This window comes from Mycolicibacterium celeriflavum (assembly GCF_010731795.1).
In the GTDB taxonomy this organism is placed as follows: domain Bacteria; phylum Actinomycetota; class Actinomycetes; order Mycobacteriales; family Mycobacteriaceae; genus Mycobacterium; species Mycobacterium celeriflavum.
In genome coordinates this window covers 2,861,311-2,884,824 of sequence record NZ_AP022591.1, presented here as the reverse complement: position 1 = coordinate 2,884,824, position 23,514 = coordinate 2,861,311, and the positions used below count along the sequence as shown (strand labels likewise).

Genomic DNA, 23,514 nt, shown 5'->3' with positions numbered 1-23,514 from the left:
ATTAATCATCGACGTGTCAGTGGTTTATGGCAATATCGAACATATGTTCGACAGCGTTGACGAGGCGGGGTTGGTGGCCACGATTGAGGAGGCCACCCGCGCTGAGGCCGCTGCCGGGGCGCTTCGGAGTGCGGCGGTGGGGGAATTGACCGCGCGCCGGTTGCGCGAGGCTGCCGATGATCCGCGGGAGTGGTGGCTGTGTGATCCGTGGGACAGCACGGCTGCCGAGATCGCTGCGGCGATGTCGATCAGTCACCGTAAGGCCTCGGGGCAGATGCGGATTGCCGAGACGCTGCGCGATCACCTACCCGCAGTGGCCGCGCTGTTTCGGGAGGGTCGGCTTTCCAGTCGGGTGGTCGCGGCGATCACCTGGCGCACCCGGCTGATCACTGAGGACGAGGTGTGGGCGCGCATCGATGCGGCGGTGGCCGAGAGGGCACTGAAGTGGGGGCCTCTGTCGGATGACCGGCTCGATGACGCGGTGGATGCGTTGGTGCAGCGGTTCGATCCGGAGGCGGTGATCATCGCCCGCCAGAATGCGCGGACCCGCGACTTCGTCGTCGGCGGTTACGAGGACGAGGCCGGGACCACCTCGGTGTGGGCCCGGCTGTTGGCCCACGATGCGCAGGTGTGGAAGAAGCGGGTCGCGGCGATGGTCGCAGGGGTATGTGACGACGATCCGCGCACGGCCGCCGAGCGGCGCGCAGATGCGTTCGCCGCGATCGGCAACGGCAACGACGTCCTGCCGTGTGCGTGCGGATCACCGCAGTGCCCGGCGGCTGGCAATCCGGCGCCCAAGTCGTCGGTGGTGATCAACGTGATCGCCGACCAGACCGCCATCGACGCGGCCAAGGAATTGAACGCCGTGCCACACGCTCCCGCGGCCGCGCAATCGCCGTCAGAAGAGCGCCGGGACAGCGGGACGGCTTTGTTGCCCGACAACACGCCGCTACCGACCCCGATGCTGGCGGAGTTGTTGCGCGACGGCGCCAAACTACGGCCGCTGAGGCTGCCGGCCGCCGAGCCTGAGCCGCGGTACCGGCCCAGCGCCAGGTTGGCGGCGTTCGTGCGGGCGCGGGATTTGACCTGCAGATTTCCCGGCTGCGCGGTGCCCGCGGTGTTGTGCGATATCGACCATGTGATCCCGTATCCGCTGGGAGTCACGCACGCGGCCAATCTGATCTGTTTATGCCGTAAACACCACCATTTGAAGACTTTCTGGGTGGGGGACTGGGCGCTGCTGTTGTTTTCCGATGGCACCGTTGTGTGGACGGCGCCGACGGGCCGCACTTACACGACCCATCCGGGGTGTCGAAGTTTCTTCCCCGATTGGGACACCACCGCCACCGACCTCCCGCCGCCCAAGCACGCACTACCGTCTGGTGCGGAACGCGGCGCGATGATGCCCACCCGCGCCGCCAACCGCGCCGCACGCATCAACACCGAACGCGCACAAGGTAATTCGGGACCACCGCCGTTTTGAGTGGCGTCAGGGCGTCGACTCCAGTTCACGCCACTGTTTGAGCACGCGTTTCGCAAGCCGCAGCGTCAACGCCGGTGAGATCCGTTCCAGATACCAAATCATCTTCCACCAGCCGGGCACCACGACGATCACGTCATTCCGTAGGACGGCCCGCAGGGCGCGGTCGGCGAACTTTTCGGGCGCCATCGGCCGCAGCTGCTCCCAGGATTTGAGGATGTCGTCGCTGCTGGCGGTGGGAAGGTTGAGGCGTCCGTACTCGCCGCCGGTGAGGATCGGTGTCCGGATCACGCCCGGACACAGCACCGAGACCCGCACATTGTGACGCTCGGCCTCCACCCGCAGCGTCCGCGAGAGCGCGACCACGGCATGTTTGGTGGCGGCGTAACTCGCCTGGCTGCCGTTCGTCATCAAGCCGGCCATGGAGGCGGTGTTGACGATGTGGCCGGAGCGTTGACGGATCATGATTGGATAGACCGCTTGAATGCCGTGCACCACGCCGCGCAGGTTTACGTCGATGACGTCGTTCCAGTCGTCGAGTGTGTACGAGTCGATCTCGCCGCCCACCCCGATGCCGGCATTGTTGAACAGGAAGTCGATCCGCCCGGATTGCTGCACCGCGTCGGCGACGACGCGCTCGAACGCCGGATAGTCGCGCACGTCGAGCTCGACCGCATGCGCCTTTGCGCCACCGCTGTTGAGCCGTTGTGCCAACTCCTGTGCCGGACCGATCTGGCGATCGGCGATCCACATCTCCGCGCCACCGTCAGCGAGCTTGGTCGCCAGCGCCGCACCGATGCCGGACGCCCCTCCGGTGATGAAAGCCACCTTGCCCGACACGCTCGGCTCCGACGTCATTGCGGAAGGATAAGCGCGTGAGCGAGTCCGCCGCAGTCCATCAACTCCGCTTCGTGTCGGTCAGTCAGGACGATCCGCTGGCCGCGCCGCTTCTCGCCGAACTCGCGGTCGAGTACGCCCGCCGCTACGGCAGCACCGAACAACGGGTGATGACCTGGCTGCGCAGCCACCCCGCCGACGAGTTCGAGGCCCCGCACGGCGGTCTGCTCATCGGTATGCGCGCCGGACGACCCGTGACCGGCGGTGCGTTCCGCCGATTCGATGCCGACACCGCCGAACTCAAGCGGATCTGGACCGACAGCGACCACCGCCGGCGTGGCTACGCCAAGGCGCTGCTGGGTGAACTCGAGCGGGAGATCGCCGTCCGCGGCTATGCCCGCGTCTACCTGACGACCGGTGACCGCCAGCCGGAGGCCGAGGCGCTGTATCTGTCCGCGGGCTACGCCCGCCTCGCCGAGCCGCTGCCCGCCGAGGGCGACGGGTATCCCATCGCGTTCGCCAAGGACCTGCGCCCCGGCCGATAAGCTGGGTCGAGGTGTCGCAGACACCGGGGGTGATTGTGGCGTTATCGCAGACGATGGTCGGCTGGCTGCTGGTTGCGGCCGGACTGCTGACTGTCCTGATCGGGGTGGCGTCGAGGGTGTTCATCGGCCGACGGCGCGAGAGCAGAGCCGTCCGCGGCATGGTGCACACGTTCCGGCGAACCGGGGTGGCGCGGGTGCTGTTCGGCCGATTCGAAAGCGACGTGCTCGACGACGACGAGCTCGACGCCATGATCCTGATGCCGACGATCGTGGTCGCCTGCGGCCTGTGCCTGACCGCGGTCTTCCTGCTCGGCTACCAGAAAATCGTCTAGCCGCGCCCGGCCGCCGCGGCCTCCGCTGCTTCCCGGATCGACCCCCGCCACACCGGGCCGTGCCCGGGCAGCAGCACCTCGGCGTCCAGCAGGCCCAGCGCGGCCAGGCTACGCACGCAGCCGTCTTGGTCATGGTTGAACAGGTTCGGCAGCAGTTGTGGGCCACCGCGCGACAACAGCGGATGACCGGTGACCAACGCGTCGCCGCTCACCAACACACCGTCGACGAGAAAAGAGCAGTGCCCACCGGTGTGGCCCGGCGTCGGAATCGCCATCGGCTTACCCGGCAGGCCCACCCCGACCTCCTCGGTGAGGGCCTGCGCGGTGGGGATGCCGTCGCGCACCATGCCGCCCTTGCGGGTGATCGCCACCGACCAGGTGAGGTAGCGCGGCTGCCAGATGTGCTTGGCGATGTCGACCGGCGAGGCCTGCTCGAGATACTCCCGCTTGGCGTGGCCCACCTCGGCGGCGTGGCAGTACACCGGCGTGCCGTGCGTTCTGGCGAACCAGATCGCGGAGCCGAAGTGGTCGATGTGCGCGTGCGTCAACAGGATTGCGCGCAGCTCGTCGACGTCGAAGCCGAGCTGGCGCATCGACCGCAAGACGTCGTCGCGGTTGCCGGGGAAGCCGGTGTCGATCAACACCACCCCGGTGTCGTCGGTGACCAGCGTCCAGTTGACCAGGTCGGTGTAGGCGAAATGGACGCTGTCGGTGATGGCCCTCAGCTCTGCTGCCATGCCGCGAGTTTAGGAGGGTGGAGTAGAAACGACGTGTGGACTTGAAACTCGGATACAAGGCGTCGGCGGAGCAGTTCGCGCCGCGGGAACTGGTCGAGCTGGCCGTGGCGGCCGAAGAGCACGGCATGGACAGTGCGACGGTCAGCGACCACTTCCAGCCATGGCGTCACGAGGGCGGCCACGCACCGTTCTCCCTGGCGTGGATGACCGCCGTCGGCGAGCGCACCAAGAACCTGATCCTCGGCACGTCGGTGCTGACCCCGACATTCCGGTACAACCCCGCGGTGATCGCGCAGGCGTTCGCCACGATGGGATGTCTGTATCCGAACCGGATCTTCCTCGGCGTGGGCACCGGTGAGGCGCTCAACGAGATCGCCACCGGATACGAGGGCGACTGGCCGGAGTTCAAGGAGCGCTTCGCCCGGCTGCGGGAGTCGGTCAAGCTGATGCGCGAGTTGTGGCTGGGTGACCGCGTTGATTTCGATGGCGAGTACTACCGCACCAAGGGAGCGTCGATCTACGACGTGCCCGAGGGCGGCATCCCGGTGTACATCGCGGCGGGCGGACCGGTGGTCGCCAAGTATGCGGGGCGGGCGGGCGACGGGTTCATCTGCACCAGCGGCAAGGGCGAGGAACTCTACAAGGACAAACTCATTCCTGCGGTCGCCGAAGGTGCAGCGGCTGCCGGCAGACAGGTCGACGACATCGACCGGATGATCGAGATCAAGATCTCCTACGACACCGATCCCGAGCTTGCGCTGGAGAACACCCGGTTCTGGGCGCCGCTGTCGTTGACCGCCGAGCAGAAGCACTCCATCGACGACCCGATCGAGATGGAGAAGGCCGCCGACGAACTGCCCATCGAGCAGGTCGCCAAACGGTGGATCGTCGCATCGGATCCGGACGAGGCCGTCGAGAAGGTCGGCCAGTACGTCGAGTGGGGGCTGAACCACCTGGTGTTCCACGCTCCCGGCCACGACCAGCGCCGGTTCCTCGAGCTCTTCCAGCGTGACCTCGAGCCGCGGCTGCGCCGCCTCGGCTGACTATCCCGACATCCCCACCAGCACAACATGATTCGAGTACCGGCAACGGTCCTCGGCGCGCTCGCATTCGCGGTGGCGCTCGCAGGGCTGCTGTCGCGCTATCTGCCGATCGATCACGAGATCGTGCTGATCCTCGCCGCGGCAGCGCCGTACCTGACGGCGCCGGGCATCGCCGCCATGGTTTTGTTCGCGGTCGCGCGGCGGTGGGTGCCGACGATCCTGGCCGCGGTGCTGTGCCTGGCGATGCTCGCCGTGCTCGCCCCGCGGTACTTCGGGCCGGAGAAGACCTCGGTGCCCTCGATTGCGCTACGGGTGCTGACCGCCAACCTCGGGATGGGCCGGGCCGACGCGCGCGCGGTCGTCGAACTGGCGACCGGCTCGGCGGATGTGCTCGTCGTCCAGGAGATGACACCGGAGGCCGCGAACGCCTTGTCGGCCGCCGGACTCGACGCCGTGTTCGGCCACCGGGTGCTCGACCCGCGCCCGATGGCGGCGGGCATCGGCGTGTGGAGCAGGCATCCGATCGTGGCGGCCGCGTCCGTCGCGGGCTACCAGATGCCGATGCTTCGCGCCCACGTCCGGGTGCCCGGAGTGCGGGCCGACCTCACCGTGCTCGCCGTGCATCTGGCCGCGCCGTGGGTGCAGCCGCTGCGCTGGTTCAGCGGCGACATCGCGCGGTTGCCCGAGACTATGCGGGCCGTCGCCCGTGACGCCGGTTCCGGCGCGGTCGTCGTCGCCGGCGACCTCAACGCCACCTACGACATGCGCCCCTTCCGGGCGCTGCTGGCCGAGGGGTACCGCGATGCCGCCGAACAGGCCGGTGCGGGCATGACCCGCAGCTATCCCAGCAAGCCGTGGAGCCCGCCGGTGATCGGCATCGACCACGTGCTGACGCGCAACTGCGCTGCGACGGTGGCCTACACCGTGGCGCTTCCGGGTTCCGATCACCGCGGACTCGCGGCCACCGTCGACGTGCCGATGGACCCGACCGCCGGATGAGATTGCCTTAGGCTGGGGCGCGTGCCCGCCGATCCCGTCTCGGAGCCGTTGTCTTCGCGCGAGCGCTCATCCGCCATTTACGTGGCATCGCCCGAAGGGGACACCGGCAAGTCGACGGTCGCGCTGGGCATCCTGCACCGGTTGACGGCCACGGTGGCCAAAGTCGGTGTCTTCCGGCCGATCACCCGGCTCGGCGAGGACCGGGATTACATCCTCGAGCTGCTACTCGAGCACAGCACCGCCGGACTGTCCTACGACGACAGCGTGGGCGTCGGCTACGAGCAGCTGCACGACAACCCCGACGGCGCACTGGCCGACATCGTCGACCGGTACCACCGGGTGGCCGACCGCTGCGACGCAGTGTTGATCGTCGGCAGCGACTACACCGACGTCGCCGCGCCCAGCGAGCTGTCGACCAATGCGCGTATCGCGGCCAACCTCGGCGCCCCGGTGGTGCTGGCGGTGAAGGCCAAGGACCGCACTCCCGAGCAGGTCGCCCACATCGTCGACATCTGCCTGGGCGAGATCGCCGCCCAGCATGCGCACACCGCGGCGGTCGTCGCCAACCGCTGCGATCCCGCTCAACTGTCCGCGGTGACCGACGCGCTGAAGGGCTTCGAGCCCAAGTGCTACGCGCTGCCGGAGGAGCCGCTGCTGGTCGCGCCCTCGGTCACCGAACTGCAGCAGGCGGTGGAAGGCACGTTGCTCAGCGGTGATCCGGCGCTGCTGTCGCGTGAGGCGATGGATCTGATGGTCGCAGGGATGACCGCCGAACGGGTGCTCGAGCGACTCACCGAGGGCGTCGCCGTCATCGCGGCGGGTGACCGGTCCGACGTCGTGCTCGCGTTGGCCAGCGCCCATGCCGCCGAAGGCTTTCCGTCACTGTCCTGCATCATCCTCAACGGCGGGCTGGAACTGCATCCGGCGATCGCCGCGCTGGTGTCGGGCCTGGGGTTGCGGTTACCGATCATCGCCACCGAGTTTCGAACGTTCGAGACGGCGAGCCGGGTGGCATCGGCCCGCGGCCGGGTGACGGCGGCCTCGGTTCGCAAGATCGACACGGCGCTGGCGCTGATGGAGGCGCACGTCGACACCCGAGAACTGCTTGCGCAGCTGGCGATCCCGATCCCGGCGGTGGTCACCCCGCAGATGTTCACCTACAAGTTGCTGGACTGGGCCCGGTCCGACCGTAAACACATCGTGCTGCCCGAGGGCGACGACGACCGCATCCTGACCGCCGCGGGCCGACTGCTGCACCGCGGCGTCGCCGACCTGACGATCCTTGGCGACGAGTCGCAGATCCGTCCCCGCGCAGCCGAACTGGGCGTCGACATCTCCGGCGCCACCGTGCTCAACCCGCAGACCAGCGACTTGTGTGACAAGTTCGCCGAACAGTACGCCGAACTGCGAAAGCACAAGGGCGTCACCGTCGAACAGGCCCGCGAGACCATCCACGACGTCTCGTATTTCGGCACCATGCTGGTCTACAACGACATGGTCGACGGCATGGTCTCCGGGGCGCGGCACACCACCGCGCACACGGTGCGGCCGGCATTCGAGATCATCAAGACGCTGCCCGACGTCGAGACGGTGTCGAGCATCTTCCTGATGTGTTTGGCCGACCGGGTGCTGGCCTACGGCGACTGCGCGATCGTGCCGGACCCGACGTCGGAGCAACTGGCCGACATCGCGATCTCGTCGGCACGCACCGCGGCCAGCTTCGGAATCGAACCACGGGTCGCGATGCTGTCCTACTCGACGGGCACCAGCGGGGCCGGCGCAGAAGTCGAGAAGGTCCGAGCGGCTACGGAATTGGTGATAGCGCGGGAGCCGGACCTGCTTGTCGACGGGCCGATCCAGTACGACGCTGCGGTGGAACCGTCGGTGGCCAAGTCGAAGATGCCGGAGTCGAAGGTGGCCGGCCGCGCGACGGTGCTGATCTTCCCCGACCTCAACACCGGTAACAACACCTACAAGGCGGTGCAGCGCAGCGCGGGCGCGATCGCGATCGGACCGGTGCTGCAGGGGCTGAAGAAACCCGTCAACGACCTCTCACGCGGGGCGTTGGTGGAGGACATCGTCAACACCGTCGCGATCACGGCCATCCAGGCGCAGACACTCTGATGGCCCGCAGCGTGCTGGTGCTCAACTCGGGTTCGTCCTCGCTCAAATACGCCGTTGTCGAACCAGATTCAGAAAACATGGTGGTGGACGGCATCGTCGAACGGATCGGTGAGGGTCAGGTCCGCGACCACGCCGAGGCGCTGCAGAAGGCGTTCGACCAGATGGCGGAGTCAGGGCAGCGGCTCGACACGCTCGGGCTCGTCGCCGTCGGCCACCGGGTCGTGCACGGTGGTCCGGACATCTATCGGCCGACGCTCATCGACGACGCGCTGGTCGCCGAGATCGACGAGTTGTCCGCCCTTGCGCCCCTGCACAATCCGCCCGCACTGTTGGGTATCGAGGAGGCCCGCAAGGCGCTGCCCGACCTGCCCCATGTCGCGGTCTTCGACACCGCGTTCTTCCACGATCTGCCGCCTGCGGCCGCGACGTACGCGATCGACCGTGACGTTGCCGCGCAGTGGCAGATCCGTCGATACGGCTTCCACGGCACGTCGCACCAGTACGTCAGCGAACAGGCCGCCGCGTATCTGGGGAAGCCGCTGGAGTCGTTGCGCCAGATCGTGCTGCACCTGGGCAACGGCGCATCGGCTTCCGCCATCGTCGGTGGGCGCCCGGTGGACACCTCGATGGGATTGACTCCGATGGAGGGGCTGGTGATGGGCACCCGGTCCGGAGACATCGATCCCGGTGTGCTGGTGTACCTGTGGCGCACCGCGAACATGGGTGTCGAGGACATCGAGAAGATGCTCAACCGCCGCTCCGGCGTACTCGGGCTCGGCGGTGAGATCGACTTCCGGATCCTGCATCAGCGCATCGAATCCGGTGATACGGCAGCACAATTGGCCTACGACGTGTACATCCACCGACTGCGCAAGTACATCGGTGCGTACCTGGCGCTGCTGGGCTCCGTCGACGTCATCACGTTCACGGCTGGAGTCGGCGAGAACGATGCGGCGGTGCGTCGCGACGCGCTGAGCGGGCTGGCGCCGTTGGGAATCGAACTTGACGAACGGCTCAACGCGAGCCCCGAAAAGACCGCCCGGCGTATCTCGGCCGACAGTTCTCCGACGACGGTGCTAGTGGTTCCCACTGATGAGGAGCTCGCGATCGCCCGCGCCTGCACCCACCTCGTCGAGCAGTGAGCGCGGCTTGTCGAGCGGCAGCTCGCCCGCCGGATCGCAGATGGCCAGCAGCCGGCGCACCTGCCTGCCGCAACGCACCTCCCAGTCGATCCCGTACCGCGAACAGATGACGTTGATGTAGTGCAGGGCGGCGAACCCCGCCGTGCCGAAGAAGTCGACGAGCCGAAGGTCGATCACCAGGCGTCTGGTGCCCGCGATCTGTCCTTCCACGTATCCGGCGAGGGCGCGACTGTTGGTCGCATCGAGTTCTCCGTCGACCGTCACGAGGACCGTCGAACCGTTTCGGTGAGACGCGGAGAAGCTGGCGCGGTGGTGGTGTTCGCACCGATCGAACGACCGGGGATCCGGTCGGAACACCCTGCAGGTTCCTACAGCGGACACGGTGCACTCCTGTTGTCGAGACGCATATGAAACCGCGGATGCCGTCAGGGGCGCCTTACTGTTTCTCCAAGCCGCACTCGGGAGTTCAAACCCCCGATGACCTCTGCAGTTGGCTGTGACCTCAACCTGTGATGCAGATTACTACGGATTCCGCGCGCAGACCATTGGCTGTTACTACATGCGCGGATGCTGTAAAGAAGCGCTGCACGGGGCTCGGTTTGCTGACGCCGCCTACGGATTCCGTAGGCTCGCATCGTGTCGGGCTGCCGGCGATCACGGGGACTTTTGCCAAGCCGCAATCGCCAGGACGCGGCTAGAACGTGCTCGTCGGGCGGACGCTGTTGGCGAGGTCCACCAACGCGTAGCGGTGTGCCTGGGTGGGGGCCACGCGGGCCAGGGCGCGAAGCGACGACTCCACGCCGAGCGCCAGCCCGTGCTCGGTGAACGGGAACCCGAGGATGTGGTTGGTGCTCGCGGTGTTGTCGGCCAGCCAGTCCATCGCGGTGCCCAGCACCAGCGCCCGGATCTGCAACACCCGCGGTTCGGTGTCGGGCAGCGCCTCCACGCGGCGGGCGGCATCGCGGATCTGCTGCTCGGTGATCTCGCTCGACGACCGGCCCGAGAGCAGCGTGACCGCGCTGGTCAGCCGTGCCGTGGTGAAATGCCGCGACATCGCCGGCACCTTGTCCAGCGTCTTCACGGCGGCGTCCCGCTCACCGGCCGCAGATTGCGCGCGGGCCAGTCCGAAACCCGCCGAGATCACCCCGTTGTCGGTCGACCACACCGTGTTGTAGAACTTGCCCGCGGGGGCCTGCTGGAGGGCGCCGCCGGCCAGTTCAGCCGTCGCCGCCAGGGCCAACTTCGGCGCCAGCTCACCGGGCATGGTGTCCAGGACCTCGGTGAAATGCTTTGTGGCCGACTCGTAGTCGGCGGTCAGCAGCTCGGATACCGCCTTGAACCAGACCAGCCGCCAGGACCAGCCCACGCGCTCGGCCAGGTCGTCGAGCTTTCGGGTGGCCTTGGCGACGTCGCCGAGGTCCAGCAGCGCGCGCGCCTCCATCAACGGCAGCTCGACCGAGTCGGACAGATCGATGCCCTCGGACTCCAGCGCCCCGTGCCGAGCCGCCCGCAGCTGGTCGAGCGTCTGGACGGGCTGGCTCAACACGCTGGCCGACAACACCGCCGCGCCGACATCGGTCGGGTCCACCAGCGGGACCGGCAGCGCCTTGACGATCTCCTGGGCGGTCAACCGTTCCGAATGGACCTGCCCGTCGAGATACACGTCGGTGTGGGCGACCAGCAGATCGATGCCGAACGTGGACCGGGCGGGCGAGAAGACCGTCGACAGACCGGGTTTCGGCGAACCGGTGTCGCGCGCCACGACTTCGCGCAGCACGCCGAGCAGCTGGCCCGACATCTCGTCCGCACTGCCGAACCGGCGCCGCGGGTCCGGGTCGATGGCCCGGCGCAGGGCGCGGCCGAACGAGTCGTACTCGGCGAGCACCGGATCGTCCTCGGGCAACCCCTCGACGTAGCGGCCCTTGCGGGTGCGCAAGTTGAGTGTCAGCGCGGCGAGGGTGCGCCCGACGGTGTAGATGTCGGTGGCCACCGTGGGCCCGGTGCGCACGATCTCGGGCGCCTGGTATCCCGGGGTGCCGTAGAGGTAGCCGAACGAGTTGATCGTGGACACCGCGCCGAGGTCGATCAGCTTGAGCTGTTCCTCGGTGATCATGATGTTCTCGGGCTTGAGATCGTTGTAGGTCAACCCGATCGAGTGCAGATAGCCCAGCGCGGGCAGGATCTCGAGCATGTAGCCGATCGCCTGGGCGACGGGCAGCTTCTCGCCCTTAGCCTGTTTGAGCGAGGTGCCGCCGACGTACTCCATCACGATGTAGCCGACGGGGTTGCCGTGCTTGTCCTCGTGCTCGACGAAGTTGTAGATCTTCACGATGCCGGGATGGGTCACCTCGGCGAGGAACTGCCGTTCGGCCATCGCGATCTTCTGCGCCTCGGCGTCGCCGGAGTGCACCAAACCCTTGAGCACGACGGGCCGCTCGTTGACGTTGTGGTCGAACGCCAGGTACACCCAGCCCAGTCCGCCGTGCGCGATGCAGCCTTTGATCTCGTACTGGTCGGCGACCATGTCACCCGGATTCAGCTGTGGCAGAAAGGAGTACGCGCTACCGCAGTGCGGGCACCAGCCTTCCGACTGGGCGCGTTTACCGCCGCCGGAGCGACCGACGGGACGTCCACAGTTCCAGCAGAACCGTTTCGACTCGGCGACCACCGGGTTGGACATCAGCGCTCCGAGCGGGTCCTTGGCCGGCACCCGCGGAATCTCCACCAGGCCGCCGCCGAGGCGGCGCGTCCGCGACAACGCCCTCGTCGTCGTGGTGTGGTCCTGCGGCTCGGTGTCGCCGGTGCCCACCGAGCCGCCCTCGGAGTCGTCGTCGAACTGCGGCCGGAACACCGCCTGGGTGGCCATCGGCCGGACGGTCGACGCCGAGTCCATGCCCATGTCGTCGAAGCTCGCCGGTTGTGTGCCCGGCCCCTCGTCGAGCTCTTCGCGCTGCGTCTCGGACATCAGTCGGAGTACCTCGCAACCGGCGGCGCGGGCGCGGGGCCGAGCACCGTGAGCCACTTGCGGTACAACGTGTTCCACGTGCCGTCGCGGCGGATACGTTCGAGCGTGCCGTTGACGAAGCGGATCAATCCGGTGTTCTCGCGGTTGATCCCGATGCCGTAGGGCTCCTCGTTGAGGCTCGGCCCGACGATGTGCAGATACGGATCCTGTGACACCAGACCGGCCAGGATCGAGTCGTCGGTGCTGACCGCGTCGACCTGCCGCTGCTGCAGCGCCACCAGACAGTCGGCCCACGTCACCACCCCGACGATGATCGGTGACGGCGTGATCTGCTGGATCCGCTGCAGCGACGTCGTGCCCTTGGCGACGCACACCCGCCGGCCCGACAGGTCCGACGCCTGCCGGATCGTCGAGTCGCGGGGTGCGAGGATGCGCTGATTGGCAGTCAGGTAGACGGTGGAGAAGCCGACCACCTTCTTGCGTTCGCAGGTGATCGTCATGGTCTTGACGACGACGTCGACCTGGTTGTTCTGCAGGGCCGCGATACGGTCGGCCGACGACAGGATGCGGAACTCCACCTGGGACGGGGTGCCGAAGATGTCGCGCGCGATCTCACCGGCGATGTCGACGTCGAATCCGGTGACCTGACCGGTGATCGGGTCGCGGAACGAGAACAGGTTGCTGCCGATGTCCAGCCCGACGACCAACCGCCCGCGCGCGCGGATGTCTGCGACCGCTGCATCGGCCTCGGCTTTGGTGTTGAACGGTCGCAGGCTCGCCGTGCGGTTGCACTCGTCCTCGGATTCGTCCGGCGGGCTCACCGGCCGGGGTGGCAGCTCCTCCATGCCCGCCGGGGTCGGCGGCGCCAGCGTGACACTGGGCGTCGACGTCACCGACGCCGCCTGCCCGCAACCGGAGAGCACCAGTGCGGCGCTGACGAGGATCCCGAAGAGCTTGAGCATCACCGGTACTCACTCAACCTCGGCCAGAGCCCCAGCGCCACCGCGATGGCCGCGACGACGCTGAGCACCGCGGCGCCGACGGTCGCGCCGGACAACACCCGGTGAGCGTTGATGATGTCGTTGCGCAACTGGTTCCGGCTCTCCTCGATGCCCTTGCTCAGCGCCTCGTCGAGCTTGTTGAACGCCGGCGTGGAGTCGTCCTCGCCGGTGCCCAACGCCACCTGCGTCGCGGCCTGGTAGTTACCGACGCCGATGTAGGCGTTGATCCGGTCGTCTGCGGCGCGCCACTTCTTCAACAGTTGCTCGGCCTCGGCGAGATCGGTCTTGTCGATGGCGTCGTCACGAGCCAGGTATTCCGAAAGCTGCTGCTGCATCATGTCGATGCGTTGGTAGTAGGACTGCTTGCGCACCTCCTCGTCGCCGCGCCGGATCAACGAGAGCGTCTCGTCGGCGCGCGCCTGCTGGGCGGTGATGGCGAGGTTCGTGATGGTCTTCAGGGACTCCGCGGCGGTGTCCTTTGCGCTGCGGCTGTCGGCGGTCGAGATGATCAGCGCCGTTCCCACCCAGATCAACATGATCAGCACCGCCAGGCCGCCCGCGACGAAGCCGATGTTGATCCTCCTGCGGGCGCGGCGGGCCAGCCAGCGGTTGGCGAACACGCCGAACAACAGCGTCGCCAGGACCACGAGAATGACCGGACCCGGGATCCGGGTCGATGCGCTGGTCTCGGCGTCCACCCGTGCCGAGGTCTCCTCGTAGAGCCGTTGCGCGCTGGGCAGGATCTGGGTCTGCATCAACGCCGACGCCTCGGACAGGTAGGACGAGCCGACCGGATTGCCCGACCGGTTGTTGGTGCGCGCGGTCTCGACCAGACCCGTGTACATCGACAGCTCGGCGTTGACCCGGCCGAGCAACTGCACCAGCTCCTCGTCGGTGAGCCCGCTCGACGCCCGTGTCACGGCGACCGACGCGTCGGTGATCGCCTGTTCGTAGCGGTGCCGGACGTCGCGGGGCTCCGCGCCGGCGATGAACGCCGTAGCCGCGGCGGCGTCGGCCACGGAGAGTGTCGTGTACAGCTGTCCGGCGGCGAACGCCAGCGGCTCGGTGTGGTTGAGCACCGTGGTCAGCGCCTGCTGGCGGTCGTTGATCGTCGTCGAGGTGGCGAATGCGCTGGCGATGACGAGCGCGGAGAGCACCACCCCGATGGTCAGGATCCGGCCGGGAGTGGTCCACAGAAACCACCAGCGTTGGTGCGCCGGTGTTGCCGGTGACCGCGAGGCGAGCGGCTCCGTCGACGGGTGCGCCAACTCCACAGTCACGTTCGCGCGGTCCTCATCAGCATCGCTTTCCGGCTTGTCATTCCGACCGCTCTCAACTCTATAAAAGAAGTCTAAGAGTTTCCGGCAACGCGGGCGCCCCTATTCTTGTGGCGTGCGTGGCGACGGTGACGGCTGGGTGGTTTCCGAGGGCCAGGCCTTCTGGGGTAGGTACGGTGCGGCCGGCCTGCTGCTGCGGGCCCCCGGCCACAACGGCGCTGCCGTGGTGCTGCTTCAGCACCGGGCGCCGTGGAGTCACCAGGGCGGCACGTGGGGTCTGCCCGGCGGTGCGCGCGACAGCCACGAGACAGCCGAGCAGGCCGCCATCCGGGAGGCCCACGAAGAGGCGGGCCTGCCGGAGGACCAGCTGACGGTGCGCAAAGTGGTCCAGACCAAGACCGTCGCGGCCGGCGGGGTCAGCTGGACCTACAGCACGGTGATCGCCGATGCGCCGGCGATGCTGCACACCGTTCCCAACCAGGAGAGCGCCGAGTTGCGCTGGGTCGCCGTCGAGGAGGTCGCCGAGCTGCCGCTGCACCCCGGCTTCGCCGCGAGCTGGGAGCGGCTGCGCGACGAGTTCGCCGCGATCCCGCTGGACGTCAACCCGCAGCGCTGAGCGCGGCCTTCAACTGTCCGGCGGCCGCTCGAGGATCTTCGGCGGCCGTGATCGCCCGCACCACGACGATGCGCCGCGCGCCGGCCGCCAGCACTTCGGGCAGCCGCGCTGCGTCGATGCCGCCGATCGCGAACCACGGCTTGGCCGTACCGCCCCCGGCCGTGTGGCGGACCAGGTCGAGGCCCGGGGCGGGCCGGCCCGGTTTGGTCGGGGTCGGCCAGCAGGGGCCGACGCAGAAGTAGTCGACGGCTTCGGCGATCGCAGCGCCGACCTGACCGACGTCGTGGGTGGAGCGACCGATCACCGGCCGGTCGCCGACGATGTCGCGGGCGACCGCCAGCGGCAGGTCGTCCTGACCCAGGTGCAGCACATCCGCACCGGCGGCCACCGCGATGTCCGCGCGGTCGTTGACGGCCAGCAGCGCGTGGTGGCGGCGGGCGGCGTCGGCGAGCACCTCGAGCGCCTCGAGTTCCTGACGCGCCTCCAGCGGCCCGTACCGCTGTTCGCCCGCTGACCCCTTGTCCCGCAGCTGGATGAGGTCGACGCCGCCGGCCAGCGCCGCGTCGGCGAACTCCGCGAGATCGCCCCGTTCGCGGCGGGCGTCGGTGCACAGGTACAGCGACGCGGTGGCCAGGCGCTCCCGAGGTTCGTGCACACCGCGACGCTAGCCGATCGGCGCCGCACGCCCGATCGTCGCTGACGCCGGCGGGTAGTGTGGATTGACGAACGCGGGAGTCCCGGGACCGGGGACTGAGAGTGGGCATGCGCACCTGCCCTTACCGTCGCACCTGATCCGGGTCATGCCGGCGAAGGGAGGGATGTTGACCAACGCAAGTCTCGCCGTGATCGGCGGCGGCGTCATCGGGCTGGCCGTGGCGCGCCGCGCGCTGATGGGCGGCTGGAACGTGCGCGTGCACCGCACCGACGAGCGGGGCGCCTCATGGGTCGCCGGCGGCATGCTCGCCCCGCACAGCGAGGGCTGGCCCGGCGAGGAGAAGCTGCTGCAACTGGGGCTGGAGTCGCTGCACCTGTGGCACGGCGGTTTCCTGGACGGCCTGCCCGACGAGGTCGTCACCGCCCGCGAGTCCCTGGTGGTCGCCGTCGACCGCGCCGACGCCGCTGACCTCAGGACCGTGGGCGAGTGGCTGGCGGCCCAGGGGCATCCGGTGACGGTGACGTCGAGCGCCCGCGACATCGAACCGCTGCTGGCTCAAGGTATCCGGCACGGGTTTCGCGCCGAAACCGAACTGGCCGTTGACAATCGCGCGGTGGTACGGGCGCTGGCCGCGCTGTGTGAGCGGCTCGGGGTGCAGTGGGCGCCGCCGGTGTCCGACCTTGCCGAGGTACACGCCGACGCCGTGGTCATCGCGAACGGTGTTGACGCGCCGAAGCTTTGGCCCGATCTGCCGATCCGCCCGGTCAAGGGCGAGGTGCTGCGGCTGCGGTGGCGCCGCGGCTGCATGCCCGTACCCACGCGGGTCATTCGCGCCCGGGTTCACGGCAGGCAGGTGTACCTGGTGCCGCGCGCCGACGGAGTCGTGGTGGGCGCGACCCAGTACGAGCACGGCCGCGACACCGCACCGGCGGTGACGGGGGTGCGCGAATTGCTCGACGACGCCTGTGCGGTGATGCCCGCGCTGGGTGAGTACGAATTCGCCGAGTGCGCTGCGGGTCTGCGGCCGATGACCACCGACGGACTGCCGCTCGTCGAACGCCTCGACGAGCGCACACTGGTCGCTGCGGGCCACGGGCGCAACGGGTTTCTTCTCGCGCCGTGGACCGCCGAGCGGATCGCGGCCGAACTCGATATCACGGTTGGAGCAATCCGATGAAGGTACTTGTCAACGACGAAGCGGTTGAAGTGGATGCGCAGACGACGGTCGCCGCGCTGATGGAACGGCTGGGCTTCCCGGAGAAGGGCATCGCGGTCGCGGTGGACTGGTCGGTCTTGCCGAAGTCCGAGTGGCACACCGCGCTGTCCGAGGGCGCCCGCGTCGAGGTGGTGACGGCGGTGCAGGGTGGCTGACACGAAACTCACCATTGCCGGCCGCGAGTTCGGTTCGCGGCTGATCCTCGGCACCGGCGGCGCGGCGAACCTCGCTGTGCTGGAAGAGGCGCTCGTCGCCTCCGGCACCGAACTGACCACCGTGGCGATGCGGCGCGTCGACGCCGACGGCGGCACCGGCGTGCTCGAGTTGCTCAACCGCCTCGGCATCACGCCGTTGCCCAACACCGCGGGATGCCGAGGCGCGGCCGAGGCGGTGCTGACCGCTCAACTCGCCCGCGAGGCGCTGCACACCGACTGGGTCAAGCTCGAGGTGATCGCCGATGAACGCACGCTGCTACCCGACGCGGTCGAACTGGTCAGGGCGGCAGAGCAATTGGTTGACGACGGATTCGTCGTGCTGCCGTACACCAACGACGATCCGGTGCTCGCCCGGCGGCTCGAAGACATCGGATGCGCGGCGGTGATGCCGCTGGGTTCGCCGATCGGCACCGGTCTGGGCATCGCCAACCCGCACAACATCGAGATGATCGTCGAGTCCGCTTCGGTTCCCGTCGTGCTGGACGCAGGCATCGGCACCGCCAGCGACGCCGCTTTGGCGATGGAACTCGGTTGTGACGCCGTGCTGCTGGCCTCCGCCGTCACCCGTGCCGCCGATCCGCCCGCCATGGCCGCGGCGATGGCCGCCGCCGTCACCGCGGGTCAGCTGGCGCGGCAGGCGGGCCGGATTCCGAAGCGGTTCTGGGCGCGGGCATCCAGTCCGGCCCCATGAGTCGTTATGTCGCACTGGGCAGTTCGATGGCCGCAGGTCCGGGGATCGCGCCCCGTGCCGACGGCGCCCCACGGCGCGCGGGCCGGTCGGCGCGCAATTACCCGCACCTGGTCGCCGAGAAGTTGGGCCTCGACCTCGTCGACGTGACGTATTCCGGCGCGACTACGGCCAATGTGCTGCGCGAAGCGCAAAACGGTGCACCACCACAGGTTTCGGTGCTGGACGGCACCGAGGACCTGGTGACGGTGACCATCGGCGGCAACGACGTCGGCTATGTCCCAATGCTGTTCGCCGCCGGCCTGCCGCGGGCGATGCGGAAGTTGCCGCTGCTGGGCGCGATGCTGCGAGCACAACTGGATCCGCGGGCCCGCGAGGCGGCGCTGGCCGAGGTCGCCGCGTCGCTCGAGGAGGTGGGTCGGACGCTGCGTACCCGCTGCCCGCGCGCGACGGTGCTGTTCGTCGACTACCTCACCCTGCTGCCGCCTGCTGGTACCGCGGCGCCGCCGCTGTCCGAGGCCGACGTCGCGGCCGGCCGTCACGTCGCCGAAACGCTGCAGCGGCTGACCGCCGAGGCGGCGACCGCCACCGGGTGCGGGCTGGTGCGGGTCGCCGAGCCCAGCCAAGCGCATCACGCCTGGTCGGCCGATCCCTGGACCACGAAGTTCGGGCTGCCGCTACCGGGCAGGCCGGCTCCCTTGCATCCCAACGCGGCGGGCATGCGCGCCGTGGCGGAGTTCGTCGTCGCTCAACGCAAGGGTCCGGCGACGCTAACGTAGTGGGCGATGAGCCACACAAGGGTTTCGAAAGCAATCGCGCTGATGTCGGCCGCCGTCGTGGTGCTCGGCGGATGCGGCCGCGACAAAGAGCAACCGTCGGTGCAGCCGCCCACGACGCAGGCCGGTGTCGCACCCGCGGCCGTGGAGTTCGCCAGGACGCTCGCGCAGCGAAGCTCCGCCGACGCCATGTACGCGCACCTGGTCCGGTTGCAGGAGATCGCCGACGACAACGGCGGCAACCGGGCGCTGGGCACACCGGGTTACGACGCCAGCGTCGAGTACGTCGCTGACATACTGCGCGACAAGGGGTTCGACGTTCAGACACCCGAGTTCGAGGTGCGGCTGCCGTTCGCCGACGAACCATCGCTGACCGTCGGCGGTGCCGAGATCACCGCGAAGCCGTTGAATTTCACGATCGGCACCGGGCCCGACGGCGTGTGGGGTCCACTGGTGCCCGCCCGGGTGGAGGACACACCGGGCTGCACAGCCTCCGACTACGACGGCCTGCCCGTCAAGGGCGCCGTCGTGCTCGTCGACCGTGGCGTGTGCCCGTTCTCGGACAAGGAGCAGGCGGCGGCCGAACGGGGCGCGGTGGCGTTGATCGTCGCCAACAACGAGGAGAACGACGAGATGGGCGGCACCCTCGGGGAGGACACCGAGGTGGAGATCCCCGTCGTCAGCATCTCCAAGGTCGAGGGCGAACAGCTGCGGGCCGCTCCGGGCGAAACCACGCTCAAACTCAATGCAGGTGTGCGCACAGAACACACCCGCAACGTCATCGCCCAGACCAGGACCGGCGACACCCACAACGTCGTGATGGCCGGAGCCCACCTCGACAGTGTTCCGGAGGGGCCCGGTATCAACGACAACGGTTCCGGCGTGGCGGCTGTCCTCGAGGCCGCAGTGCAGTTGGGCGGTTCCCCGGACGTGCAGAACGCGGTACGGTTCGGTTTCTGGGGCGCTGAGGAGGTCGGGCTGTTCGGGTCGAACAACTATCTGCAGTCGCTGGATGTCGAGGCGCTCAAGGATATTTCGATGTACCTGAACTACGACATGGTCGCGTCGCCGAATCCGGGCTACTTCACCTACGACGGAAACCTGTCCCTGCCGCCCGACGCGGACGGCGCCCCGAGCCGGATACCCGAAGGCTCGGCGGGCATCGAACGCACCCTGGTCGCATACCTCGATGCGGCCGGAAAGCCGGCGCAGGACACGACTTTCGACGGCCGCTCCGACTATGACGGTTTCGCCCTGGCCGGCATCCCGTCGGGCGGTACCTTCTCGGGCGCCGAGAAAGACATGACACCCGAGCAGGCCGAGCGTTGGGACGGCGAGGCCGGCCAGCCGTTCGACCCCAACTACCACAAGGCATCCGACACCTTGGACCACATCGATCGCACCGCGCTGGGCATCCACGGAGCGGGTGTGCCCTACGCGATCGGAATCTACGCGCAAGATCAGGATGGCCCCAACGGCTTGCCCACCCGCGATCTGCGGACCCGCCACCCGCTCGCCTCATGAGGAAGTGGGCGGCCAGTGTGGGAGTCGTTGTCGGGCTCGTCGCGGCACTGACGTCGTGTGCGTCGCAGGAGCCGCCGCCGACACCGCAGGAGCTGGCGGCCAAGGTCAGCGCCGACGGAATGTACACCCATCTGCGCAAGCTGCAGGAGATCGCCGACGCCAACGACGGTAACCGCGCCGACGGCACCGCCGGCTACGACGCCACCGTCGACTATGTCGCGAAATTTCTGCGCGACAGGGGATTCGACGTCACAACTCCGGAGTTCGAACTGCTCGACCGTATCCAGGGCGGGAACCCCACGATACGGGTGAACGGGCGCGAGTTCCCCGTCGACCAGGCCTCTTTACTGATCACCACTGGGCCCGGCGGTCTGAACGCCGTCACGCTGCGGCCCCGGAAAGCCGCCGGCTGCCGTACCTCCGACTACGACGGCACATCGGTGCGGGGCGCGATCGCCGTCGTCGACGACACCGGCTGCTCGGTCGTCGACAAACAGAACGCCGCGGTCTCCGAAGGCGCTGTCGGCCTTCTCGTGGTCAGCACCCCGGGACCGGACGGCAGCCCCGCCGGCCTGTTCACGCCCGGCTACTACCAGGATCTGACGGTTCCCGTCGGCGTGATCGACCGCGACGCCAACGCCGCCCTGCTGCGCACCACAGCGCCGGTGCGGCTGGTCCTCGACAGCGAACCGGTCATGAAGAAGACCCGAAACGTGGTGGCGCAGACCAGGACCGGTGACGCCCGCAACGTCGTACTCGCAGGCGCACATCTCGACAGCTCCGCGGCCAGCCCGGGCGTGAACGATGACGGGACGGGGATCGCGGCGCTACTGGAGACCGCGGCGGCGTTGGGTTCGCAGCCACCGGTCACCAACGCCGTGCGCTTCGTGTTCTGGGCGTCGGAGGAGAACGGGTTGGCCGGACCGACGAAGTACCTGCAGGGACTCTCCCCGGACGAACTGCGGGACATCGCGTTGTATTTGGACTTCGACATGCTCGGCTCGCCCAACGCCGGCTACTTCACCTACGACGGTGACCAGTCGGCCCAGCCCAACCCGGATATCCCCACCCGATCGGTGCCCACGGGCTCGGCCGGTATCGAACGCACACTGGCCGCCTACCTCAACTCCTCTGGCGTGCGGCCCGCCGACATGCCGCTGAGCCAGTTCACCGACTACTACCCCTTCCTCGCCGCGGGAGTCCCGATCGGCGGCCTGACGGCCGGCGCCTCGCACCGCAAAAGCGAAGTGCAGGCCCGGCTTTGGGGTGGCCGGGCGGGGGTCCCGTTCGATCCGAACTACCGGACCGAACGAGACACCGTCGACAACATCAACTCCGACGCGCTCTCGGTGCTCGGGCCGGCGGTCGCCTACGCCGTCGCCACCTATGCGCGGTCGGTCGACGGCGTCAACGGCGTTCCGCCGAGGGATCAGCGGCGCAGCCGGTAGGCCAGGGCGCCGACGAGCACGACGGCCGCGCCCGCGAGCACCGACGAGATCGGCAACAGCACGGCCAGCAACAGGCAGCCCGCCAGCCCGATCGCCGGAATTGTTCTGCGGCCCAGCGTCCAGGCCGACGCGTTGGCAATCGCGTAGTAGAGGAGCACCGCGAACGACGAGAACCCGATCGCGTCGCGGACGTCGACGGCGACGGTCAGCGCGGCGACGGCCACCCCGACGACCACCTCGGCGCGATGCGGACTGCCGAACCGCGGGTGCACGGCGGACAACGCGTGCGGCAGTCGACGGTCTCGCGCCATCGCCAGCGTGGTACGTGACACCCCGAGGATGAGCGCCAGCAGCGCGCCGAGCGCTGCCACGGCGGCACCGGCCCGAACCACCCCGCCGAGGGCGGGGAAGCCGGCCTGGATCACCGCGTCGGCCAGTGGCGCTGTCGCGGAAGCAAGTGCGTCGCTGCCCAATTCGCCCAGCACGGCGATCGCGACGAGCGCGTAGACGGCGAGCGTGATGGCCAGCGCCAGCGGTATCGCGCGAGGGATGATCCGGGCGGGATCGCGGACCTCCTCACCGAGAGTGGCTATCCGCGCGTAGCCCGCGAACGCGAAGAACAGCAAGCCGGCGGACTGCAACACGCCGGTGAGCGAGGCATCGGCGCCGAATGACAACGGGGCGGTACCCCCTTCGCCGAAACCGAGGACCGTCACCACCACGGCGCTGAGCACCGCGAGCACCAGCCCGACGATGACGCGGGTCAGCAATGCCGACTTCTGGATCCCGGCGTAGTTCACGGCGGTCAACGCGACGACCGCCCCGACCGCGACCCCGCGGGCGCAGCCGGGCCACACGTAGTACCCGACCGTCAGCGCCATCGCCGCACACGACGCGGTCTTGCCCACGATGAAGCTCCACCCCGCGGTGAAACCCCAGAACTCGCCGAGCCGTTCGCGCCCGTAGACGTAGGTGCCGCCCGACTGCGGATAGCGCGCCGCGAGCCGCGCCGACGACGTCGCGTTGCAGTAGGCCACCACGGCGGCGACCGCGAGACCGATGAGCAGTGCCGATCCGGCGGCGGCCGCGGCGGGTGCGAGGGCGACGAAGATGCCCGCGCCGATCATCGAGCCCAGCCCGATGGTCACCGCATCGAAGGTGCCGAGCCGCCGGTGCAGCGCTGGGCCGTCCGGCGTGCTCACCGCCAGAATGGTAGTTCAGGCGTTGTTGTGGTGCGGCTGCAACGACTCGCGCGCCGAGGTCGTCGCGGCTGCTACCAGCGTCGTGAGCAGCACCGCGCCGGCGAGCACCACCATGGAAATCGTCCACATCCGGCGGGCGAGCAGCGCGTCCTTGCACTGCTCGACGTAGTTGTCCTCACCGACGGTCGCGGCCGCCTGAGTGAGATTGCTGACGTAACCCGTTCCGCACTTGATCTGCCAGCCGTACTGGTCGTAGCTGTCGATGAACACCGGGAAGTTCATCGCCAGCAAGCCGATGATCAACACGACGGCGGCGACGATGCCGGTGTAGGCGAGACGATGATGGCGCGCAGTCAACGTGTTCCCCCGTTCATGTCATACAGACGTCCGCGAACAGCAGCACCGGCCAGGATACGATCGACCCGAGATACGAGACGACCGGGTCGGCACCCGCCATCTGCCGCAGATGTTCGGTGTGCATGGTCGACCAGAAAACGCCGACGAGCAGATACGGCGTGCCGATGATCAGCGCGACCGTGATCAGCTCGCCGATGGTGACCTGAAAGCCCAGAAACTTCCTCAGCGCCCCGAACACGCTCTTATGTTAATGGCCATTCTGGTTGATCGGGCAAGTTCGGTCATTATTGGCAACCGAAGTGGGCCGATATGTAGGCGCATGGTCCGTTATCGTG

At 68.4% G+C, this 23,514-nt stretch carries 24 protein-coding genes; 14 read left to right on the top strand and 10 right to left on the bottom strand.

The features are described 5' to 3' along the window. Positions 1 to 43 precede the first annotated feature (43 nt). The gene (locus G6N18_RS14120) at positions 44 to 1,483 is read left to right on the top strand and encodes an HNH endonuclease signature motif containing protein (protein ID WP_083003454.1); all 1,440 of its coding nucleotides are present in this window, start codon (positions 44 to 46) and stop codon (positions 1,481 to 1,483) included. A 6-nt stretch (positions 1,484 to 1,489) separates the two neighbouring features. Here G6N18_RS14120 and G6N18_RS14115 read toward each other — a convergent pair whose 3' ends face one another. Next, complete coding sequence (locus G6N18_RS14115) at positions 1,490 to 2,338, bottom strand: SDR family NAD(P)-dependent oxidoreductase (protein WP_083003451.1); 849 nt, start codon at positions 2,336 to 2,338, stop codon at positions 1,490 to 1,492. A 17-nt stretch (positions 2,339 to 2,355) separates the two neighbouring features. Between G6N18_RS14115 and G6N18_RS14110 the strand changes: the two genes are divergently transcribed. Beyond that, positions 2,356 to 2,862 (top strand): GNAT family N-acetyltransferase, encoded by a 507-nt coding sequence (locus G6N18_RS14110; protein WP_083003449.1) that lies wholly within the window; start codon positions 2,356 to 2,358, stop codon positions 2,860 to 2,862. 53 nt (positions 2,863 to 2,915) lie between these two features. Continuing rightward, entirely contained in the window at positions 2,916 to 3,194 is a 279-nt protein-coding gene (locus tag G6N18_RS14105; protein WP_067220875.1) for a hypothetical protein, read from the top strand. On the opposite strand, the gene G6N18_RS14100 is transcribed toward G6N18_RS14105, so the two are convergent. Further along, positions 3,191 to 3,931, bottom strand: coding sequence for an MBL fold metallo-hydrolase (locus G6N18_RS14100; protein WP_163689885.1), 741 nt, complete (start codon positions 3,929 to 3,931; stop codon positions 3,191 to 3,193). The genes G6N18_RS14105 and G6N18_RS14100 overlap by 4 nt on opposite strands. A 35-nt stretch (positions 3,932 to 3,966) precedes the next feature. Here G6N18_RS14100 and fgd point away from each other — a divergent pair, with 35 nt between their 5' ends. The 4 genes from fgd to G6N18_RS14080 are packed head-to-tail and all read left to right on the top strand — an operon-like array spanning position 3,967 to position 9,239. Then, on the top strand, positions 3,967 to 4,974 hold the full coding sequence (gene fgd / locus G6N18_RS14095; protein WP_083003443.1) for a glucose-6-phosphate dehydrogenase (coenzyme-F420): 1,008 nt from the start codon (positions 3,967 to 3,969) through the stop codon (positions 4,972 to 4,974). Positions 4,975 to 5,001: 27 nt separating this feature from the next. After that, complete coding sequence (locus tag G6N18_RS14090; protein ID WP_083003440.1) at positions 5,002 to 5,973, top strand: endonuclease/exonuclease/phosphatase family protein; 972 nt, start codon at positions 5,002 to 5,004, stop codon at positions 5,971 to 5,973. A gap of 21 nt (positions 5,974 to 5,994) precedes the next feature. Continuing rightward, complete coding sequence (gene pta, locus G6N18_RS14085; RefSeq protein WP_234783645.1) at positions 5,995 to 8,097, top strand: phosphate acetyltransferase; 2,103 nt, start codon at positions 5,995 to 5,997, stop codon at positions 8,095 to 8,097. Next, positions 8,097 to 9,239, top strand: a complete 1,143-nt coding sequence (locus G6N18_RS14080; RefSeq protein WP_083003437.1) for an acetate kinase — start codon at positions 8,097 to 8,099, stop codon at positions 9,237 to 9,239. Before pta ends, G6N18_RS14080 begins: the two co-directional genes overlap by 1 nt. On the opposite strand, the gene G6N18_RS14075 is transcribed toward G6N18_RS14080, so the two are convergent. The 4 genes from G6N18_RS14075 to glnX all read right to left on the bottom strand — a co-directional run bounded on the left by G6N18_RS14075 (position 9,174) and on the right by glnX (position 14,485). Continuing rightward, complete coding sequence (locus G6N18_RS14075) at positions 9,174 to 9,596, bottom strand: STAS domain-containing protein (protein WP_179962435.1); 423 nt, start codon at positions 9,594 to 9,596, stop codon at positions 9,174 to 9,176. The genes G6N18_RS14080 and G6N18_RS14075 overlap by 66 nt on opposite strands. Before the next feature lie 337 nt (positions 9,597 to 9,933). Beyond that, positions 9,934 to 12,204, bottom strand: coding sequence for a serine/threonine-protein kinase PknG (locus G6N18_RS14070; RefSeq protein ID WP_083003434.1), 2,271 nt, complete (start codon positions 12,202 to 12,204; stop codon positions 9,934 to 9,936). Continuing rightward, positions 12,204 to 13,166 (bottom strand): glutamate ABC transporter substrate-binding protein, encoded by a 963-nt coding sequence (locus tag G6N18_RS14065; protein WP_083003431.1) that lies wholly within the window; start codon positions 13,164 to 13,166, stop codon positions 12,204 to 12,206. The genes G6N18_RS14070 and G6N18_RS14065 overlap by 1 nt, the downstream gene beginning before the upstream one ends. Continuing rightward, on the bottom strand, positions 13,166 to 14,485 hold the full coding sequence (gene glnX / locus G6N18_RS14060) for a protein kinase G-activating protein GlnX (protein ID WP_083003428.1): 1,320 nt from the start codon (positions 14,483 to 14,485) through the stop codon (positions 13,166 to 13,168). Before glnX ends, G6N18_RS14065 begins: the two co-directional genes overlap by 1 nt. Before the next feature lie 112 nt (positions 14,486 to 14,597). On the opposite strand from glnX, the gene G6N18_RS14055 reads away from it, so the two are divergent. Further along, positions 14,598 to 15,098, top strand: a complete 501-nt coding sequence (locus G6N18_RS14055) for an NUDIX hydrolase (RefSeq protein WP_083003425.1) — start codon at positions 14,598 to 14,600, stop codon at positions 15,096 to 15,098. Here G6N18_RS14055 and thiE read toward each other — a convergent pair. Next, positions 15,082 to 15,753 carry a thiamine phosphate synthase gene (gene thiE, locus G6N18_RS14050; protein ID WP_083003421.1) on the bottom strand — a complete coding sequence of 224 codons (672 nt, stop codon included), beginning with the start codon at positions 15,751 to 15,753 and terminating at the stop codon, positions 15,082 to 15,084. The two genes, G6N18_RS14055 and thiE, sit on opposite strands and share 17 nt — an antisense overlap. A 163-nt stretch (positions 15,754 to 15,916) precedes the next feature. Here thiE and thiO point away from each other — a divergent pair, with 163 nt between their 5' ends. The 6 genes from thiO to G6N18_RS14020 are packed head-to-tail and all read left to right on the top strand — an operon-like array spanning position 15,917 to position 21,620. After that, on the top strand, positions 15,917 to 16,930 hold the full coding sequence (gene thiO, locus G6N18_RS14045) for a glycine oxidase ThiO (protein ID WP_083003418.1): 1,014 nt from the start codon (positions 15,917 to 15,919) through the stop codon (positions 16,928 to 16,930). Then, positions 16,927 to 17,124 (top strand): sulfur carrier protein ThiS, encoded by a 198-nt coding sequence (gene thiS / locus G6N18_RS14040; RefSeq protein WP_059163218.1) that lies wholly within the window; start codon positions 16,927 to 16,929, stop codon positions 17,122 to 17,124. The genes thiO and thiS overlap by 4 nt, the downstream gene beginning before the upstream one ends. Beyond that, complete coding sequence (gene thiG / locus G6N18_RS14035; RefSeq protein WP_083003415.1) at positions 17,117 to 17,875, top strand: thiazole synthase; 759 nt, start codon at positions 17,117 to 17,119, stop codon at positions 17,873 to 17,875. Before thiS ends, thiG begins: the two co-directional genes overlap by 8 nt. Further along, the gene (locus tag G6N18_RS14030) at positions 17,872 to 18,651 is read left to right on the top strand and encodes an SGNH/GDSL hydrolase family protein (RefSeq protein WP_083003412.1); all 780 of its coding nucleotides are present in this window, start codon (positions 17,872 to 17,874) and stop codon (positions 18,649 to 18,651) included. Before thiG ends, G6N18_RS14030 begins: the two co-directional genes overlap by 4 nt. Before the next feature lie 6 nt (positions 18,652 to 18,657). Next, positions 18,658 to 20,172, top strand: a complete 1,515-nt coding sequence (locus G6N18_RS14025; RefSeq protein ID WP_083003408.1) for a M28 family metallopeptidase — start codon at positions 18,658 to 18,660, stop codon at positions 20,170 to 20,172. Next, positions 20,169 to 21,620, top strand: coding sequence for a M28 family peptidase (locus G6N18_RS14020; RefSeq protein WP_083003405.1), 1,452 nt, complete (start codon positions 20,169 to 20,171; stop codon positions 21,618 to 21,620). The genes G6N18_RS14025 and G6N18_RS14020 overlap by 4 nt, the downstream gene beginning before the upstream one ends. Here G6N18_RS14020 and G6N18_RS14015 read toward each other — a convergent pair. The 3 genes from G6N18_RS14015 to G6N18_RS14005 are packed head-to-tail and all read right to left on the bottom strand — an operon-like array spanning position 21,602 to position 23,417. Then, positions 21,602 to 22,822: an APC family permease gene (locus G6N18_RS14015; protein WP_083003402.1), complete on the bottom strand. Its 1,221-nt coding sequence runs from the start codon at positions 22,820 to 22,822 to the stop codon at positions 21,602 to 21,604. The two genes, G6N18_RS14020 and G6N18_RS14015, sit on opposite strands and share 19 nt — an antisense overlap. A gap of 15 nt (positions 22,823 to 22,837) precedes the next feature. Beyond that, positions 22,838 to 23,179, bottom strand: coding sequence for a hypothetical protein (locus tag G6N18_RS14010; protein ID WP_083003398.1), 342 nt, complete (start codon positions 23,177 to 23,179; stop codon positions 22,838 to 22,840). Positions 23,180 to 23,192: 13 nt separating this feature from the next. After that, the gene (locus G6N18_RS14005) at positions 23,193 to 23,417 is read right to left on the bottom strand and encodes a hypothetical protein (RefSeq protein WP_083003395.1); all 225 of its coding nucleotides are present in this window, start codon (positions 23,415 to 23,417) and stop codon (positions 23,193 to 23,195) included. Between the last annotated feature and the right edge of the window lie 97 nt (positions 23,418 to 23,514).